Genomic DNA, 15198 nt, shown 5'->3' on the forward strand with positions numbered 1-15198 from the left:
GAGAGCTGTTTTGCATAATCTTAATAGGCCTCCCGTCTTCGTCTACGTCATCAATGTAGACTGGTATTTTGAGCTGCACTGGCTGCAGCGGGCGCTTGCGACCTTGAATGCCGGTGCCGAGGTGCATTTGGTAATGGGTATGACTGATCCGCGGCTGATTGACAGCTTCAGCCGATACGGATTTATTTGCCATCAATGGAATATTGATCGCAAGTCATTGAATCCTATATTTAATCTGCATGGGTTGATGGAGCTTTATCAGCTGCTTAAATCCATTTCTCCGGATGTGATTCACGCCATCACCATCAAGCCTAATATTTATGTCGGACTGATTTTCTATTTGTTAAGAGTGCCTTACCTGTTAAGTATTACCGGTACCGGCATTATTTTTTCGGGCAAATCATTGTCGACTAAACTGATAAGGCCGGTTATCAGACTGCTTTACAAAGCGTCAAAAAGAAAGGATGTCAATCGCAGGATCGTGTTTGAAAACAGGGAAGACAGGGCTTATTTCATTAACACCGGCCTCTGCGACAGTCACGAGGCGGTGACGATTCTTGGCGCCGGCGTGAACCCTGACCTTTATGAGCCGGTCGCCGAACAGGAAACCGATACCCCCATTATCTTGTTTGCCGCTCGGTTATTATGGGATAAAGGTCTGGGTGATTTGGTTGAAGCCGCCAGATATTTGCGCAGTCAGGGTTTGAAGTTTTCGATACAAGTGGCGGGTATTATTGATCATTCAAGCATCAATGCCATCGATGAACGGGTGCTGGAAGACTGGAGCCGGGAAGGTGCGATACAGTGGCTGGGCACTGAAAAAAATATGCCCAGCTTGATTGCGCAGGCCAATATCGTGACGCTGCCGACTTTTTACGGCGAAGGCGTACCGCGCATTCTGATCGAAGCCGCTTCCTGCGAAAGAGCGATAGTCGCGACTGATATGCCCGGATGTCGTGAAATAGTCAGGCACGGTATTAACGGATTATTGGTGCCGGCCCGTAATATAGACGCGTTGGCGGAGGCGCTCGCGCAGTTGATACAAAATCCGGGGCTCAGGAAAAAAATGGGCAAACAGGGCAGGAGAATTGTCGAGCGTGATTTTTCCGAGCAGCAAGTGATTTCTGAAACACTGTCTTTATATAAAGAACTATTGTCATGAACAAAGTGTTAGTTACGGGAGCTAATGGCTTCATAGGCAAAGCCTTGTCTGCCGAGCTTATGGCCGCGGGCTTTGATGTGAAAGGCGCGGTCCGATCGGCCGCATCCCGCGCCGAGCAGTCAGCTGACATTATCGTAGGCGATATCAATGCCAGGACACTCTGGCAGGACGCGCTTCAGGATGTCGATGTCGTGGCGCATCTGGCCGCGCGCGTGCATGTCATGAAAGAAACCGTGGCCGATTCATTGAGCGCTTTTCGCGAAGTCAACGTAGTGGGGACTGAGAATCTTGCCCGACAGGCCGTGGCGCATGGTGTCAGGCGGTTTATTTTTCTGAGTTCGATCAAGGTGAACGGCGAGCAGACTGAAAGGGCGTTTTCCGCCGACGATGATGTGATTCCCCAGGATGCTTATGCCCTGTCCAAATGGGAAGCCGAGCAGGCATTAAGAAAAATCAGTGCCGAGACCGGAATGGAGATCGTTATTATTCGTTCGCCTTTGGCTTATGGACCTGGCGTTAAAGGCAATTTTTTGCGTTTGTTGAAGTTGGTCAATTCAGGCTGGCCCCTGCCTCTGGGCAAAGTCAATAACAAACGCAGCATGGTCAGCGTCGATAATCTGTGTGACTTGATAAAAACCTGTATTGACCATCCCCGTGCTAATGGCCGGGTTTTTCTGGTATCCGACGGTCATGATCTGTCCACGCGGGATTTGGTCGAGATGATAGCCGATCATATGCAGCGGTCGATACGATTGCTCTCGCTGCCGTTAGGCTGGATGTACAAATTGGCTGAAATGACGGGTAAAAAGCCTGAAGTAGAGAGGCTGTGCAGTTCATTGCAAGTCGATATTCAGTCAACCTGCGATACCCTGGAATGGTTGCCGCCGTATTCAGTGGATGAAGCAGTGAGCAAAACGGTGGCCTGGTTTATAGCGCAAAAGCGATAGCAGAAATACATGCTTATTATATTACTGGCAATTGGCGCCTTATTGCTGTCGTGGCTGAGCGTTTATTTCATTAAGGCTTACGCACTGAAAAATCTTTTGGATATTCCTAACCAGCGCAGTTCTCACCGGATGCCGACGCCTAGAGGCGGCGGTCTGGGCATCGTGCTGGGCTTTTCGGGAGCGGCCTCGGTGCTGGTGCTTGGCGGCTGGCTTGGGCTGAGCGGATTTCTGGTTTTAGCGGCGAGCCTATTGGTGGCCGGCATCGGCTTCTGGGATGATCACCGGCACATACCGGCCCGCTGGCGCTTTTTGGTGCATATGGCCGCGGCGTTAATCGCTCTGTGGTTGATGCAAGGATTTCCCGTATTGATCATGGGCGATTGGCGCATTGATTTGGGTCTTTTGGGCTATGCGCTGGGTGCGGCTTATCTGGTCTGGCTGCTTAACCTGTTTAATTTTATGGATGGCATTGACGGGATCGCCGCTTCCGAGGCCGTCTTCATATCCGCGGCGCTGGCCGGTTTTTTGGCTTACAGCGATTATGAACTGGCGTATGTCGCGGTTGCACTATGCTTTGCATCATTGGGCTTTTTGGTATGGAACTGGCCGCGGGCCAAAATCTTCATGGGCGATGTCGGCAGCGGATTTTTGGGTTTTGTATTGGGGCTGCTGATTTTAATGGCTGGCCATCATGATCCCGTTTATGTTTATATCGGTTTGATTCTGTTCGCGGTTTTCATAACGGATGCCACTGTCACTTTGGTGCGCCGCTATATGAGTGGGCAGAAATGGTACGAAGCGCACTGTTCTCATGCCTATCAGCACGCGGCAAAACGCCATGGCCATTTAACAGTGGTTCTGGCCGTGGGGGCCGTCAATCTGTGCTGGCTATTGCCGCTTGCGGCGACGGTATTCAAATATCCGGCTTATGCGTTGCCGGGGTTAATCACAGCTTATTTGCCACTGATTTATATTGCTGTTAGGCTTGAAGCAGGCATCTGCCCGTAAATCGATGGTATTTTGGTATACTGCAACGCTTACATGACGTTCTTCTTTCGTGACAGGCATTCCAATTCGTGAGATTTAAATTCCGCTCCCGCACGACTATTTTCATCCATGATCTGGCCATGGTGGCTGTGGCCTGGTTCGGCGCATATTGGCTGCGTTTTAATCTGGATGTGATTCCCGATAGGTTCCAGCGGGATATAGAGCAGGATATTCTTTATGTGGTTGCTATCCAGGGCGTCGTCTTTTGGTTTTTAGGTTTATATCGCGGGGTTTGGCGTTTTTCCTCAATGCCGGATTTAATCCGCATCACTAAGGCCGTCTTATTGGGCATAGGCTTGATTGCCCTGAGTTTCTTTTTGTACAACCGTCTGGATGGCGTGCCGCGCGCTGTGTTGCCGCTCTATGGGTTCTTATTGTTGTTGCTGTTGAGCGTGCCTCGGTTTTTCTATCGATACTGGAAAGAAAATATCCTGATGGAACGAGAGGGGAAAAGAGCCTTGATTATCGGGGCCGGCTCGGCAGGGGAAATGCTGGCCAGGGATTTATTGGGCGAAGTCAATTCCGGTTATGTGCCTGTCGCCTTTGTTGATGATGATCGCCATAAGCGGAAAAGGGAAGTTAGAGGCATTCGGGTCGTCGGCGAAATCGAGCGGTTACCGGCATTCGTAAAGAAACTGGATATCGAGGTGGTGTTGATCGCCATCCCTTCGGCGACAGATAGCCAAATGCGGCGCATCATTGAGATTTGCGAGCTGTGCGAGGTGCCTTTCCAAACTTTGCCATCGGTTAAGGACGTGTTGTCAGGCCGTATTTCGCGCGGAAATCTGCGCGATGTTTCCATTGAGGACATCCTGGGGCGGGAACCGATCCATCTGGACTGGCGGCTGATTGCTGAAAATCTGAATGGCAAAAGTATCATGGTGACCGGCGGTGGCGGGTCTATCGGTTCGGAGCTTTGCAAGCAGTTGACCCGCGTCAATCCGGCCAGGCTGGTTATTTTCGATCAGTCGGAGTTTAATTTATACAAAATAGACGCTGAATTAAAAGCGCTGCATCCTGAAGTAAAGCTCAAGGCTGTCTTAGGGGATGTCGCCGACAGATTATCGGTGCGCCGCGCGATTCAGGAATTAAAACCCGATGTAATTTTTCATGCGGCGGCTTATAAGCATGTGCCGTTGCTGGAGAATCAGATTCGCGAAGCCGTGCATAATAATGTCATAGGTACAAAAACGGTTGCCGAAGAGGCGATGATGGCGGGTATTGAGCGGTTTGTGCTGATTTCCACCGACAAGGCCGTCAATCCGACCAATGTCATGGGGGCGACCAAAAGAGCGGCCGAAATACTTTGTCAGAATTTGAACAGCCGCGATGGTACCCGTTTTATGACCGTGCGCTTTGGTAACGTGCTGGATTCCGCTGGCAGTGTCGTGCCTTTGTTCCGGGCCCAGATTAAGGCCGGCGGGCCGGTCACGGTAACCCATCCCGATATAACGCGCTATTTTATGACGATTCCGGAAGCCTGCCAGTTGATCATGCAGGCCGAAGTGGCCGGCAAAGGCGGTGAAGTCTTTGTCCTGGATATGGGGGAGCCTATCAAAATCGCCTATCTGGCCGAACAGATGATTCGCTTGAGCGGCAAGCGGGTCGGTGATGATATCGAGATTAAATATGTAGGGTTAAGACCCGGTGAAAAGCTGCATGAAGAACTGTTTCATGAGCACGAGCAGCTTAGGTCTACAGGCTATGAAAAATTATTGTTGGCGAATGCGCGATTGTATGACGAAATACAATGGAAAACGCAGATTGAGAAGCTGGTTCAAGCCTGTCGCCAGGATAATGACACTGAGATTTTGAGAATTTTACAGAATCTCGTCCCTGAATATCGGGCTGATGTCCCTGAGTATCAAACTAAGGAAGAAGTATTGGCGCCTGATTTAATGCCGGCTAATCTGGCTAACCTATAGATAAAAAAGACCTCCCTCTGTTAAGCAGAGGGAGGCAAAAAATCAAGCAGAGTGTTATGAGGAGGATCTGCTTGTAGGTACGACAACTGGGAGTGCAGTCAATTCCGCCGGGCTTGGCGGATTAGTTTGACTTATATTGCAATGTTTTACGTGTTGCAATGGTCACGAAAAAGTGATTGGAAAACAACCTGACCGGAAATTAAGGTTATAGCGCAAGTGTTCTTGTCAAAAACTATAATTCTTTCAAGCTATTGCTTGGTCTACTTGTCTGCCAGTTGATGGTTACTATACAGAGATATTTATTGGATACAATATGATAAATATTAAATTGATTGTTTCTTTTTTGTAAACAGTTGCGATATCGTATTTTTGTTAATCTATTTGTATTTTTGAAGTCGTGGTACTGGTAGTCAGTCGATTTAATTGTGACGGGTAAATTGTAGGTGCGAATTCATGCGCACTATGGGTGCTCACTGCCATTAAGTTAAGCATTTTGTTCTGGTTCCCGCGGACCTCCGTGGGAACCCATACCGGTGTTTAATCAGGCCCGGTCTGCATTCCCACGCAGGAGAGACTGTGAAAGTATTCAATTTAAAGGATTTAACCACGAAGGACACGAAGAGCACGAAGTTTTAAGCTTTTGATTAACTTAAGTTTTTCTTCGTGTCCTTCGTGATCTTCGTGGTGAATAAGGCTTTTTATGACGTTTTTCACTAATTCTTTCACAGTCTCAGGAGCGTGGGAACGAGATAAAGTCGTGGTACTGGTTGCATTCTATTTTTGTAATGGGAATGTATGACACAGAGTTTATTCCGCTCAAGATTCCCCAAAATGACCTGTCAGATGTTTAAATCGGAACTCAATAATTATTATTTTCAAGATTAAGAGAGGATGCAGTGGATAAATTAACCAGCATGAATGTTTTTGTTCGTGTGGCAAAGGCCGGGAGTTTTGCTGGTGGCGCGCGCGATCTGGGGATTTCGCGGGCAATGGCGACCAAGCATATCATGCAGCTCGAGAGTAATCTGGGAACGCGGTTATTCAATCGGACCACGCGCAGTTTGAGCCTGACAGAGGTGGGATCGCAATATCTGGAACGTTGCCAGCAGGTGCTCGGCGATGTTGAAGAGATGGAAGCGGCCGTGACGCATTTGCAGACTGAGCCGCGAGGCGTTTTAAAGATCAGCGCGCCGCCGGTAATCGGTGCCACCCATATTTCCCGCGCGTTGGCTGAATTTCTTAAAATACATCCGGATTTAACCGTCGATATGATTCTGCAAGGGAGTCCCGGCGATTTGATCGACGAGGGCATCGACCTCGCCATTCATTTAGGGGCTTTGGAAGACACCAGTATGGTGGCTCGTAAACTGGCCAGTTCCTCGCTGGTCGTCTGCGGATCGCCCGAGTATCTGGAACAGTACGGCATCCCGCAAACGCCGGAAGATCTGGTTAGGCATAGCTGTCTGGTCAATTGGGCCATTCCCCCCCGGGATAAATGGCAATTTAAAGGCGAAACCGGCTATACGGTGATGAATGTATCCGGCCGGATGCAGGCCAATGCGGCGCATCCCATCCGGATCGCTGCTATCAATGGCCTGGGGTTGGTTATGCTGCCGACCTATATCGTGGGCAGCGATATAGAAAAAGGCAAGCTGAAATTGGTATTGGAAAATTACACCTTGCCGCCCCTGGATATCCATGCAGTCTATCCGCATAGAAAATATCTGTCCGCTAAGGTCAGAAGCTTTATGGATTTTTTGCAGGAGTGGCTGGAACACCGGGTCAGTATGCCGGGAACCGAATAATGGATCCGTTAGTCAACAAATGGGATGCTATTTATAGTCAAGCCGGGAATGAAGCGTGTCCCCCGGCTCAGGTGCTGGCCGAGAATGCATTTTTATTGCCTGAAAACGGAACGGCCTTGGATTTGGCCTGCGGACTGGGCGGCAATGCGATTTTTTTGGCGCGCCAGGGCCTGGTTGTGACCGCAATTGATATTTCTTCGGTCGCGATTGAAAAATTAACGGCTCATGCGGCTTTACAGGGGCTTGATATCAACGCCAGCCAGCAAAAAATCGATCGTCACAGTTTGATGGAATTGAGATTTGATGTTATTGTCGTGAGCCGATTTCTTGACCGTAACCTAAGTGATGCGATAATAGGCGCACTTAATCCCGCTGGATTGCTTTTTTATCAGACGTATACGCGAGAAAAAGCAGGCCGGCATGGTCCCAATAATCCCGATTATCTGCTGGCTGAAAGCGAATTGTTGGCGTTATTCTCGCCGTTGCGCCCGGTGTTTTACAGGGACAATGGCCTGATCGGCAACAAGATGATGGGTTTAAGGGGTGAGGCGCAGTTTGTCGGCCAGAATACGCATAGATTTGGTTAATTACGATGATAGAAAATTTGGATCCTAGACAGTGTTGGGATTTGCTGCAGCAAAATACCCGCGCGGTATTAGTGGATGTAAGAACAAAAATCGAACACGGCTTTGTCGGCCATCCGCCGGGCGCGGTTCATATCCCCTGGAAAGAAGCGCCGGACTGGCAAGTCAACCCGCAATTCGTTGCCGAGGTTGAAAAGGCCGTGCCTGACAAGCAGGCGCCGGTTTTATTGCTTTGCCGCAGCGGGCAACGGTCGCTGGATGCGGCGAAAGCATTGGAAGAGGCGGGCTATCAGCATCTAGTCAATATTGTTGACGGTTTCGAAGGCGCTTTGGATGAAAACAAGCATCGCGGAAACCTGGGCGGTTGGCGCTTTCATGGCTTGCCCTGGGAGCAAAGTTAATCTCCATTTCCTTATTTAGGTTGGACCAAGACGGGCGTGTCCAACATCCCCATAAACTTTTCGTTATGATGGTGACAGCCATCTTTTTCCTTGCCCGATTTTTTAACCGGAGCACGCTCGATTCCGCGCGTCCGTTCATTTAAACATTAGAGTATATTTAAAAGTGATCCAGAAATTAAGAAACATTGCCATCATTGCTCACGTAGACCACGGTAAAACGACCCTGGTTGACAAGCTGCTACAACAATCAGGCACCTTTGCCGCGCATGCCAAGGTTTCAGAGCGGATTATGGACTCTAATGATCTTGAAAAAGAGCGGGGTATCACGATTCTGGCCAAGAATACCGCGCTGGACTGGAACGGCTATCACATCAATATCGTCGATACGCCGGGCCATGCCGATTTTGGCGGTGAAGTCGAGCGAGTTCTGTCGATGGTCGATTCGGTCTTGTTATTGGTCGATGCCGTAGACGGGCCGATGCCGCAGACACGGTTCGTTACGCAAAAAGCTTTCGCCTTGGGCCTGAAGCCGATTGTGGTCATCAACAAGATCGATCGGCCGGGTGCGCGCCCTGATTGGGTGGTTGACCAGACGTTCGATCTGTTCGATCGCCTTGGCGCGACCGATGAGCAGCTGGATTTTCCTATCGTTTACGCATCGGCATTAAACGGTTATGCCGGTCTTGATACATCGGTTACAGGCGGCGATATGACGCCGTTGTTCGAGACGATTGTTGAACAAGTCAGTCCGCCGGCCGTTGATTTGGACGGGCCGTTCCAGATGCAGGTGACTACGCTCGATTACAACACCTATGTCGGCGTGATCGGTATCGGCCGTATTCAACGCGGCACAATTAAGCCGAATACGCCGCTGGTGATCATTAACAGGGAAGGCGTTGAGCGCAGGGGGCGAATGCTGCAGGTTTTCGGGTTTCACGGCCTGGACCGTGTTGAAGTGCCTGAAGCGCGTGCCGGCGACATTATCGCCTTTACCGGTATTGAAAAACTGGAGATATCCGACACGATCTGTCATCCGGACGCGGTGGAAATATTGCCGCCGTTAACGGTCGATGAACCGACAGTGACCATGACTTTTCAGGTCAATAATTCACCTTTCGCCGGTAAGGAAGGCAAATTCGTGACCTCGCGGCAGATTCGCGACCGTCTGGAAAAGGAGTTGCAGCACAATGTGGCGCTGAGGGTCGAAGATACGCCCGATCCTGATAAATTCAAGGTATCCGGTCGCGGCGAGTTGCATTTATCGGTTCTGATTGAAAATATGCGTCGCGAAGGCTTTGAATTGGGTGTTTCCCGGCCGGAAGTGATCATTAAGGAAATCGATGGCGAAAAATGCGAGCCTTTCGAGATGGTCACGATCGAGGTGGAGGAAACCCATCAAGGCGCGATCATGGAAAAAATGGGCGAGCGCAAAGGCGACTTGCTGAATATGGTGCCTGACGGCAAAGGCCGGATTCGCCTGGAGTATATGATCCCATCGCGCGGACTGATCGGTTTTCAAACCGAATTTATGACCGCCACATCAGGTTCCGGCTTGTTGTATCACGTGTTCGATCATTACGGTCCGGTGAAAAAAGGCGAGCTGGGCACACGCAAACGGGGGGTGATGGTTTCCATGGTGCAGGGCAAGGCATTGGCCTATGCTTTATTTGCCTTGCAGGAGCGTGGTGAATTGTTTTTAGTTCATGCCGATGAAGTCTATGAAGGCATGTTGGTGGGCATACACTCGCGCGCCAATGATCTGGTTGTCAACCCGACCAAGGCCAAGCAATTGACGAATATTCGCGCTGCCGGTACGGACGAAAACCTGGTATTAACAGCCATTCAGAAAATGACGCTAGAGCAGGCGCTGGAGTTTATTGGCGAGGATGAACTGGTAGAGGTTACGCCGAAATCGATCCGCTTGCGCAAAAAGCTCTTGACTGAAAATGAGCGTAAACGCGCTTCAAAAGGCTAAGTAATAATGGAAATACAAGCGGCTGCCCGGCCGCTTGTATTGGCTGGCCGCTATTTAAAAATTGCGGATCCGCATGGCTTTGAATTTTGCATAAAAAACCCCAGGGCACAAAGTGCGCTGGGGCTAAAATCGCCAGCTTGGTTGGCTTGATCCGTCCATGGCAACGTCCTGTTGAATAATCCTTGAAATCCGTTTCCTGTTTGGCGATGTGTCTATTCTCTCAAAAAGTTCCAAGAAAAAAAGCCGGCTGAAGCGGAAATTGATGTAGGTAAAGGATTACAAGGCAATATTGCCTGATAAAAGGCGGCTTCAGTCTTGTATCTTAAAAAAAAACAGGAAATTTGATCTGTACGGACATGAGTTAACAATCACTGCGAAATCCGTTAATTCATAGTAAAATGCCAAGACATCAATTCAGACCTTGAAAACATGAATCAACGCATTGCCGAAGTAGAGCGAAATACGCTTGAAACTCAAATTAATATTGCAATTAACCTGGATGGTTCGGGGAAAGCCTCGTTTGTAACGGGCGTTCCCTTTCTTGAGCATATGCTGGATCAAATCGCCAGGCATGGTTTGATTGATATGGAGATCGATGCCAAGGGTGACTTGGAAATTGATGATCACCATACGGTGGAGGATATCGGGATTACCTTAGGGCAGGCCTTTGCCGAAGCAATGGGGGACAAGACAGGGATTTACCGTTATGGGCATGCCTATGTGCCTCTGGATGAGGCATTATCCAGGGTAGTGATTGATTTTTCCGGGCGTCCCGGTTTATTTTATGAAGTAAAATTTCCGAAGGCGATGATCGGCAGTTTTGATGTGGATTTGTTCCGCGAGTTTTTTCAGGGATTTGTCAACCATGCGGGCGTCACGCTCCACATTGATAATTTGAAAGGCGCCAATTCCCATCATATTGCGGAGACGATCTTCAAAGCCATGGGGCGGGCGATACGCATGGCTATTACCGCCGATCCGAGAATGGCCGGTATGATGCCTTCAACCAAAGGCAGTCTTTAGTTTCGAACTCGCTCTTAACCTTTACTCTTGTGTTTTATGTCTTCTGTTGCCGTTATTGATTATGGAATGGGCAATCTGCATTCGATTGCAAAAGCCCTGCAGCATGCTGCACCGCAAGTGGATGTGCGGATAGTGTCCGATGCCGATGCGATCTTGCGCGCTGATCGGGTGGTTTTTCCCGGTGTCGGCGCCATACGCGATTGCATGCAGGCGCTGAACCGATCAGGTTTGTCCTCTGTTATAAAAAGCGTTGCCGAAACCAGGCCTTTATTGGGCATTTGCCTGGGCATGCAGGCTTTATTGACTGACAGCGAGGAAAACGGCAATACCCAATGCCTGAATGTATTTCCGGGCCATGTCGTGCACTTTCCCGAATCGTTAAAAGATAAAGCGGGCAATAGCCTGAAAATTCCTCACATGGGCTGGAACCGGGTTCATTTCACGCCTCATCCGTTATGGCAGGGTATTGTCCAGGACAGCCGGTTTTATTTTGTGCACAGTTATTACGCGCGCCCCGATGATGCATCCGTCATTGCGGCAACTGCGGAATATCCCGATCCGTTTGCTTGCGCCTTGGCGCGGGATAATGTCTTTGCCGTACAATTTCACCCTGAAAAAAGTCAAATGGCTGGTTTGCAACTGCTGAGAAACTTTTTGCAGTGGAATGGACAGGTTTAAATTTATCATTGAGGTTTTACATGTATGTTGCTAATACCAGCTATTGATTTAAAAGAAGGGAAATGTGTTCGGTTGCGACAGGGACGCATGGAAGACGACACGGTATTTTCGGATGATCCGGTAGCCGTTGCCGGCAAGTGGGTAGCCGCCGGCGCCAAAAGAATTCATTTGGTCGATCTGGACGGCGCCTTTGCGGGTAAGCCCAAAAATGCCGACGTCATCCACGCCATTGCCGCCGCTTATCCGGATGTACCCGTGCAGATTGGCGGCGGTATCCGTGATGAAGAGACGATACAGGGTTATCTCGATGCCGGGGTTCAATACGTTATTATCGGCACCAAGGCTGTTAGCGAACCGCACTTCGTCAGGGATGTGGCGATTGAATTTCCCGGCCATATCATTGTCGGACTGGATGCCAAGGACGGCAAGGTTGCCGTGGATGGCTGGTCCAAACTGTCGCGGCATGATGTGATCGATCTGGCGCAGCATTTCGAGGAAGACGGGGTCGAAGCGATCATTTATACCGATATTTCCAGGGATGGCATGATGTCCGGCGTCAATGTCGAAGCCACGGCGAGGCTGGCGCGCGCGGTTCGTATTCCGGTCATCGCTTCCGGAGGCATCACCAATATGGATGATATCCGGGCCCTGGGTGCTGTGGCCAGCGATGGCATTATGGGCGCCATTACCGGGCGGGCCATTTACGAAGGGACATTGGATTTTGCCGAAGCGGAAAAGCTGGCCGAGTCATTTTAAAGAAAATCATGAGTTTAGCTAAACGTATTATTCCCTGTCTCGATGTCGACAATGGTCGCGTCGTTAAAGGTGTAAAATTTGTCGATATCCGCGATGCCGGCGATCCGGTTGAAATCGCAAGGCGCTATGACCGTGAAGGTGCTGACGAAATCACCTTTCTGGATATTACCGCGACCCATCATGATCGCGACACCATTGTGCACGTGGTTGAGCAGGTCGCCAGCGAAGTCTTCATTCCGTTGACCGTGGGCGGCGGCATCAGAACCCTGGACGATATCCGGCGCATGCTCAATGCCGGCGCCGATAAAGTGGGTATTAACAGTGCGGCGGTTTTTAACCCCGAGTTTGTGCGCGAAGCCGCGGAGCGCTTCGGATCCCAATGCATCGTGGTCGCCATTGACGCGAAGAAAGTCAGTCAAGCCGGCGAAGACAATCGCTGGGAAATCTTTACCCATGGCGGGCGTAAGGCAACCGGCATTGATGCCGTTGAATGGGCGAAAAAAATGGTGGCCTACGGCGCGGGCGAGATTCTGCTAACCAGCATGGATCGGGACGGCACAAGGGAAGGTTTTGATTTATTGTTAACCCGCGCAATCAGTGAGGCGGTGCCCGTGCCGGTTATCGCTTCAGGCGGCGTAGGCAATCTCGATCATCTGGCCGACGGCGTAATTGAGGGCAAAGCCGATGCGGTATTGGCGGCCAGTATCTTTCATTTCGCCGAATACACTGTTCAGCAGGCGAAAGAGCATATGGCGGCACGCGGCATAGAGGTGCGTTTAACATGAGTGCTTCCTGGCTTGACGAGATACGCTGGACCGAAGAGGGTTTGGTGCCGGTGATTGCGCAGCAGGCGGATACGGGAAAAATCTTGATGTTCGCCTGGATGAACCGCGAATCGCTGGCTTTGACGGTCCGGGAAGGCTATGCCGTTTACTGGTCGAGATCGCGCAATAAGCTGTGGCGCAAGGGTGAAGAATCCGGGCACAGACAGAGAGTGACCGGCCTGTTTCTTGATTGTGATGAGGATGTTATCCTGATCAAAATTGAACAGGAAGGCGGTATTGCTTGTCATACCGGCCGCGAAAGCTGTTTTTACCGGAGTCTGGTTAATGGGCAATGGCAGCCTGTTGAGCCGGTGTTAAAAGATCCTGAAGCTATTTATGGGAAGCAATGAGCGACGTATTACAACAATTGGCGCAAATTCTGGAACAGCGCAAGCTAGAGTCGGCTGACAAATCTTATGTGGCCAGTCTTTACGCGAAAGGGCTGGACACGATATTGAAGAAAATCGGCGAAGAAGCCACGGAAACAGTTATTGCGGCCAAAGACGGCGATAAGAAGCAGATTGTTTACGAAACGGCCGATCTTTGGTTTCATTGCATGGTCTTATTGGCTGATCAAGGACTGGGACCGGATGATGTGTTGCAGGAGTTGCAGCGGCGCTTTGGCTTGTCCGGTCTTGAAGAAAAAGCCCGGCGCAATAAATAAGCAAATCATATAGAGCCGACCTTGATTCGGCCATTTGGAGTTAGAAATGGGCATAAGCGTCACGCAACTGTTAATCGTATTGGTCATTGTCATTATTGTTTTTGGCACCAAGCGTCTGCGCAATCTGGGATCTGATCTGGGCGGCGCCATCAAGAGCTTTCGTTCCGCGGTAAAAGAAGGCGAGGACGAAAAAAATACCGCCGACGAGGATGGCAAAACCATTGACGGTGAAGTCATTGACAAGAAAAACGAAAAAGTCTGATTAGACCATGTTTGATATCGGGTTTTCGGAGCTTTGCATGGTGGGGCTGGTCGCCTTGCTGGTGATTGGGCCGGAACGCTTGCCAAAGGCCGCGCGGATTGCGGGCTTTTGGATCGGTAAGACACGGCATATGATTGCTTCCGTTAAGGCGGAGATCAAAGAAGAACTGCAAGCCGAGGAAATACGCCAAGTATTTAAAGAGCAGGCAGAGCTCAAAGAAATTCAGCGGATGCTTGACGATGCGTCCGATGCGGCCAATTCGGTAAAGTCCTCGCTTGAACAAGCGCAACAAGTAAACGTAGAACAGGTTAAACGGCCGCATGAGTCAAAATGATTTCAAAGAAGATGCGGTAGAGCAGCCTTTTATTAGTCATTTGATTGAATTGCGCAGTCGCCTGTTGCGTGTGGTTTTGTTTGTGCTGGTCGTTTTCGGGGGCTTGGCTTTCTATGCCAATGAGCTTTATACTCTTCTGGCCGGTCCTTTGATGCGGTATATGCCGGCCAATAGCTCGATGGTTGCTATTGATGTCGCCTCGCCCTTCTTTACGCCGTTCAAGCTGGCGCTCATCCTGGCGGTGTTTATTTCCGTCCCTTTTATACTTTATCAGTTCTGGGCCTTTGTTGCGCCAGGGTTATATAAGCGCGAACGGCGCATGATTTTGCCGTTGCTGATTGCCAGCACGTTTCTGTTTTACCTGGGCGTAGCCTTTGCCTATTTCGTCGTTTTCCCTTTAATGTTTCAATTCCTGACTGCGGCAGCGCCAGCCGGCGTCGCGGTTATGACTGACATTACCAAGTATCTGGATTTCGTTTTAACCATTTTCTTTGCGTTCGGTGTTTGTTTTGAAGTGCCGATATTTACTATCGTCATGGTCTGGACCGGACTGACCACACCGAAAAGTCTGGCTGAAAAACGACCTTATGTCGTTGTTGGTGCATTTATCATCGGCATGCTGTTAACGCCCCCTGATGCGATTTCGCAAACCTTGCTGGCCGTGCCGATGTGGATGTTGTTTGAGCTGGGTCTGCTGTTTTCACGCTTATTCGTGCCCAAACTGGATGAGGCGGCTTACGAGCACCTGGATGATGCGGAAATGGAAGCAAGGCTGGATGCGATCGAAAAGCAGGAAGACGAGTAAGAATCC

At 50.0% G+C, this 15198-nt stretch carries 18 protein-coding genes; all 18 read left to right on the plus strand.

Features of this window, described 5'->3' with window-relative positions; genetic code table 11:
• The first annotated feature begins 10 nt into the window (after positions 1-10).
• The 18 genes from EK22_RS17790 (at position 11) to tatC (ending at position 15192) form a co-directional block, all read left to right on the plus strand.
• Entirely contained in the window at positions 11-1162 is a 1152-nt protein-coding gene (locus EK22_RS17790) for a glycosyltransferase family 4 protein (RefSeq protein WP_036253187.1), read from the plus strand.
• Positions 1159-2109 (plus strand): UDP-glucose 4-epimerase family protein, encoded by a 951-nt coding sequence (locus tag EK22_RS17795; RefSeq protein WP_036253130.1) that lies wholly within the window; start codon positions 1159-1161, stop codon positions 2107-2109. The genes EK22_RS17790 and EK22_RS17795 overlap by 4 nt, the downstream gene beginning before the upstream one ends.
• 9 nt (positions 2110-2118) lie before the next feature.
• Positions 2119-3117, plus strand: a complete 999-nt coding sequence (locus EK22_RS17800; RefSeq protein ID WP_036253132.1) for an MraY family glycosyltransferase — start codon at positions 2119-2121, stop codon at positions 3115-3117.
• A 68-nt stretch (positions 3118-3185) separates the two neighbouring features.
• The gene (locus tag EK22_RS17805) at positions 3186-5081 is read left to right on the plus strand and encodes a nucleoside-diphosphate sugar epimerase/dehydratase (RefSeq protein WP_036253134.1); all 1896 of its coding nucleotides are present in this window, start codon (positions 3186-3188) and stop codon (positions 5079-5081) included.
• A gap of 896 nt (positions 5082-5977) precedes the next feature.
• Complete coding sequence (locus EK22_RS17810) at positions 5978-6886, plus strand: LysR family transcriptional regulator (RefSeq protein ID WP_020158949.1); 909 nt, start codon at positions 5978-5980, stop codon at positions 6884-6886.
• Entirely contained in the window at positions 6886-7473 is a 588-nt protein-coding gene (locus EK22_RS17815) for a class I SAM-dependent methyltransferase (protein WP_081917956.1), read from the plus strand. The genes EK22_RS17810 and EK22_RS17815 overlap by 1 nt, the downstream gene beginning before the upstream one ends.
• A 5-nt stretch (positions 7474-7478) precedes the next feature.
• A complete protein-coding gene (locus EK22_RS17820) occupies positions 7479-7871 on the plus strand; it encodes a rhodanese-like domain-containing protein (RefSeq protein WP_036253136.1) in 393 nt (130 codons plus the stop codon).
• Between the two features lie 163 nt (positions 7872-8034).
• Positions 8035-9846 carry a translational GTPase TypA gene (gene typA / locus EK22_RS17825; protein WP_020158952.1) on the plus strand — a complete coding sequence of 604 codons (1812 nt, stop codon included), beginning with the start codon at positions 8035-8037 and terminating at the stop codon, positions 9844-9846.
• 6 nt (positions 9847-9852) lie between these two features.
• A complete protein-coding gene (locus EK22_RS24755; protein WP_020158953.1) occupies positions 9853-9996 on the plus strand; it encodes a hypothetical protein in 144 nt (47 codons plus the stop codon).
• Between the two features lie 279 nt (positions 9997-10275).
• Positions 10276-10869, plus strand: coding sequence for an imidazoleglycerol-phosphate dehydratase HisB (hisB, locus tag EK22_RS17830; RefSeq protein WP_020158954.1), 594 nt, complete (start codon positions 10276-10278; stop codon positions 10867-10869).
• Positions 10870-10905: 36 nt separating this feature from the next.
• Complete coding sequence (gene hisH / locus EK22_RS17835) at positions 10906-11547, plus strand: imidazole glycerol phosphate synthase subunit HisH (RefSeq protein ID WP_027147203.1); 642 nt, start codon at positions 10906-10908, stop codon at positions 11545-11547.
• A gap of 24 nt (positions 11548-11571) precedes the next feature.
• Positions 11572-12303 (plus strand): 1-(5-phosphoribosyl)-5-[(5-phosphoribosylamino)methylideneamino]imidazole-4-carboxamide isomerase, encoded by a 732-nt coding sequence (gene hisA, locus EK22_RS17840; RefSeq protein ID WP_027147204.1) that lies wholly within the window; start codon positions 11572-11574, stop codon positions 12301-12303.
• A gap of 8 nt (positions 12304-12311) precedes the next feature.
• The gene (gene hisF / locus EK22_RS17845; protein WP_036253138.1) at positions 12312-13088 is read left to right on the plus strand and encodes an imidazole glycerol phosphate synthase subunit HisF; all 777 of its coding nucleotides are present in this window, start codon (positions 12312-12314) and stop codon (positions 13086-13088) included.
• Positions 13085-13477, plus strand: a complete 393-nt coding sequence (hisI, locus tag EK22_RS17850; protein WP_020158958.1) for a phosphoribosyl-AMP cyclohydrolase — start codon at positions 13085-13087, stop codon at positions 13475-13477. Before hisF ends, hisI begins: the two co-directional genes overlap by 4 nt.
• The gene (locus EK22_RS17855; protein ID WP_020158959.1) at positions 13474-13791 is read left to right on the plus strand and encodes a phosphoribosyl-ATP diphosphatase; all 318 of its coding nucleotides are present in this window, start codon (positions 13474-13476) and stop codon (positions 13789-13791) included. The genes hisI and EK22_RS17855 overlap by 4 nt, the downstream gene beginning before the upstream one ends.
• A 46-nt stretch (positions 13792-13837) precedes the next feature.
• Entirely contained in the window at positions 13838-14053 is a 216-nt protein-coding gene (gene tatA, locus EK22_RS17860; RefSeq protein WP_036253140.1) for a twin-arginine translocase TatA/TatE family subunit, read from the plus strand.
• A 7-nt stretch (positions 14054-14060) separates the two neighbouring features.
• Positions 14061-14387 (plus strand): Sec-independent protein translocase protein TatB, encoded by a 327-nt coding sequence (gene tatB, locus EK22_RS17865; protein ID WP_036253142.1) that lies wholly within the window; start codon positions 14061-14063, stop codon positions 14385-14387.
• Positions 14374-15192, plus strand: a complete 819-nt coding sequence (tatC, locus tag EK22_RS17870) for a twin-arginine translocase subunit TatC (protein WP_036253143.1) — start codon at positions 14374-14376, stop codon at positions 15190-15192. Before tatB ends, tatC begins: the two co-directional genes overlap by 14 nt.
• Positions 15193-15198 lie beyond the last annotated feature (6 nt).

The sequence above is a fragment of the Methylobacter sp. BBA5.1 genome (genome assembly GCF_000746145.1).
Lineage (GTDB): Bacteria > Pseudomonadota > Gammaproteobacteria > Methylococcales > Methylomonadaceae > Methylobacter > Methylobacter marinus.

Coding starts and splice junctions, on each gene's coding strand:
- EK22_RS17795 (WP_036253130.1), top strand. CDS start 1,159: ATGAACAAAGTGTTAGTTACGGGAGCTAATGGCTTCATAGGCAAAGCC.
- EK22_RS17800 (WP_036253132.1), top strand. CDS start 2,119: ATGCTTATTATATTACTGGCAATTGGCGCCTTATTGCTGTCGTGGCTG.
- EK22_RS17815 (WP_081917956.1), top strand. CDS start 6,886: ATGGATCCGTTAGTCAACAAATGGGATGCTATTTATAGTCAAGCCGGG.
- EK22_RS17820 (WP_036253136.1), top strand. CDS start 7,479: ATGATAGAAAATTTGGATCCTAGACAGTGTTGGGATTTGCTGCAGCAA.
- EK22_RS24755 (WP_020158953.1), top strand. CDS start 9,853: ATGGAAATACAAGCGGCTGCCCGGCCGCTTGTATTGGCTGGCCGCTAT.
- hisB (WP_020158954.1), top strand. CDS start 10,276: ATGAATCAACGCATTGCCGAAGTAGAGCGAAATACGCTTGAAACTCAA.
- hisH (WP_027147203.1), top strand. CDS start 10,906: ATGTCTTCTGTTGCCGTTATTGATTATGGAATGGGCAATCTGCATTCG.
- hisA (WP_027147204.1), top strand. CDS start 11,572: ATGTTGCTAATACCAGCTATTGATTTAAAAGAAGGGAAATGTGTTCGG.
- hisF (WP_036253138.1), top strand. CDS start 12,312: ATGAGTTTAGCTAAACGTATTATTCCCTGTCTCGATGTCGACAATGGT.
- hisI (WP_020158958.1), top strand. CDS start 13,085: ATGAGTGCTTCCTGGCTTGACGAGATACGCTGGACCGAAGAGGGTTTG.
- EK22_RS17855 (WP_020158959.1), top strand. CDS start 13,474: ATGAGCGACGTATTACAACAATTGGCGCAAATTCTGGAACAGCGCAAG.
- tatA (WP_036253140.1), top strand. CDS start 13,838: ATGGGCATAAGCGTCACGCAACTGTTAATCGTATTGGTCATTGTCATT.
- tatB (WP_036253142.1), top strand. CDS start 14,061: ATGTTTGATATCGGGTTTTCGGAGCTTTGCATGGTGGGGCTGGTCGCC.
- tatC (WP_036253143.1), top strand. CDS start 14,374: ATGAGTCAAAATGATTTCAAAGAAGATGCGGTAGAGCAGCCTTTTATT.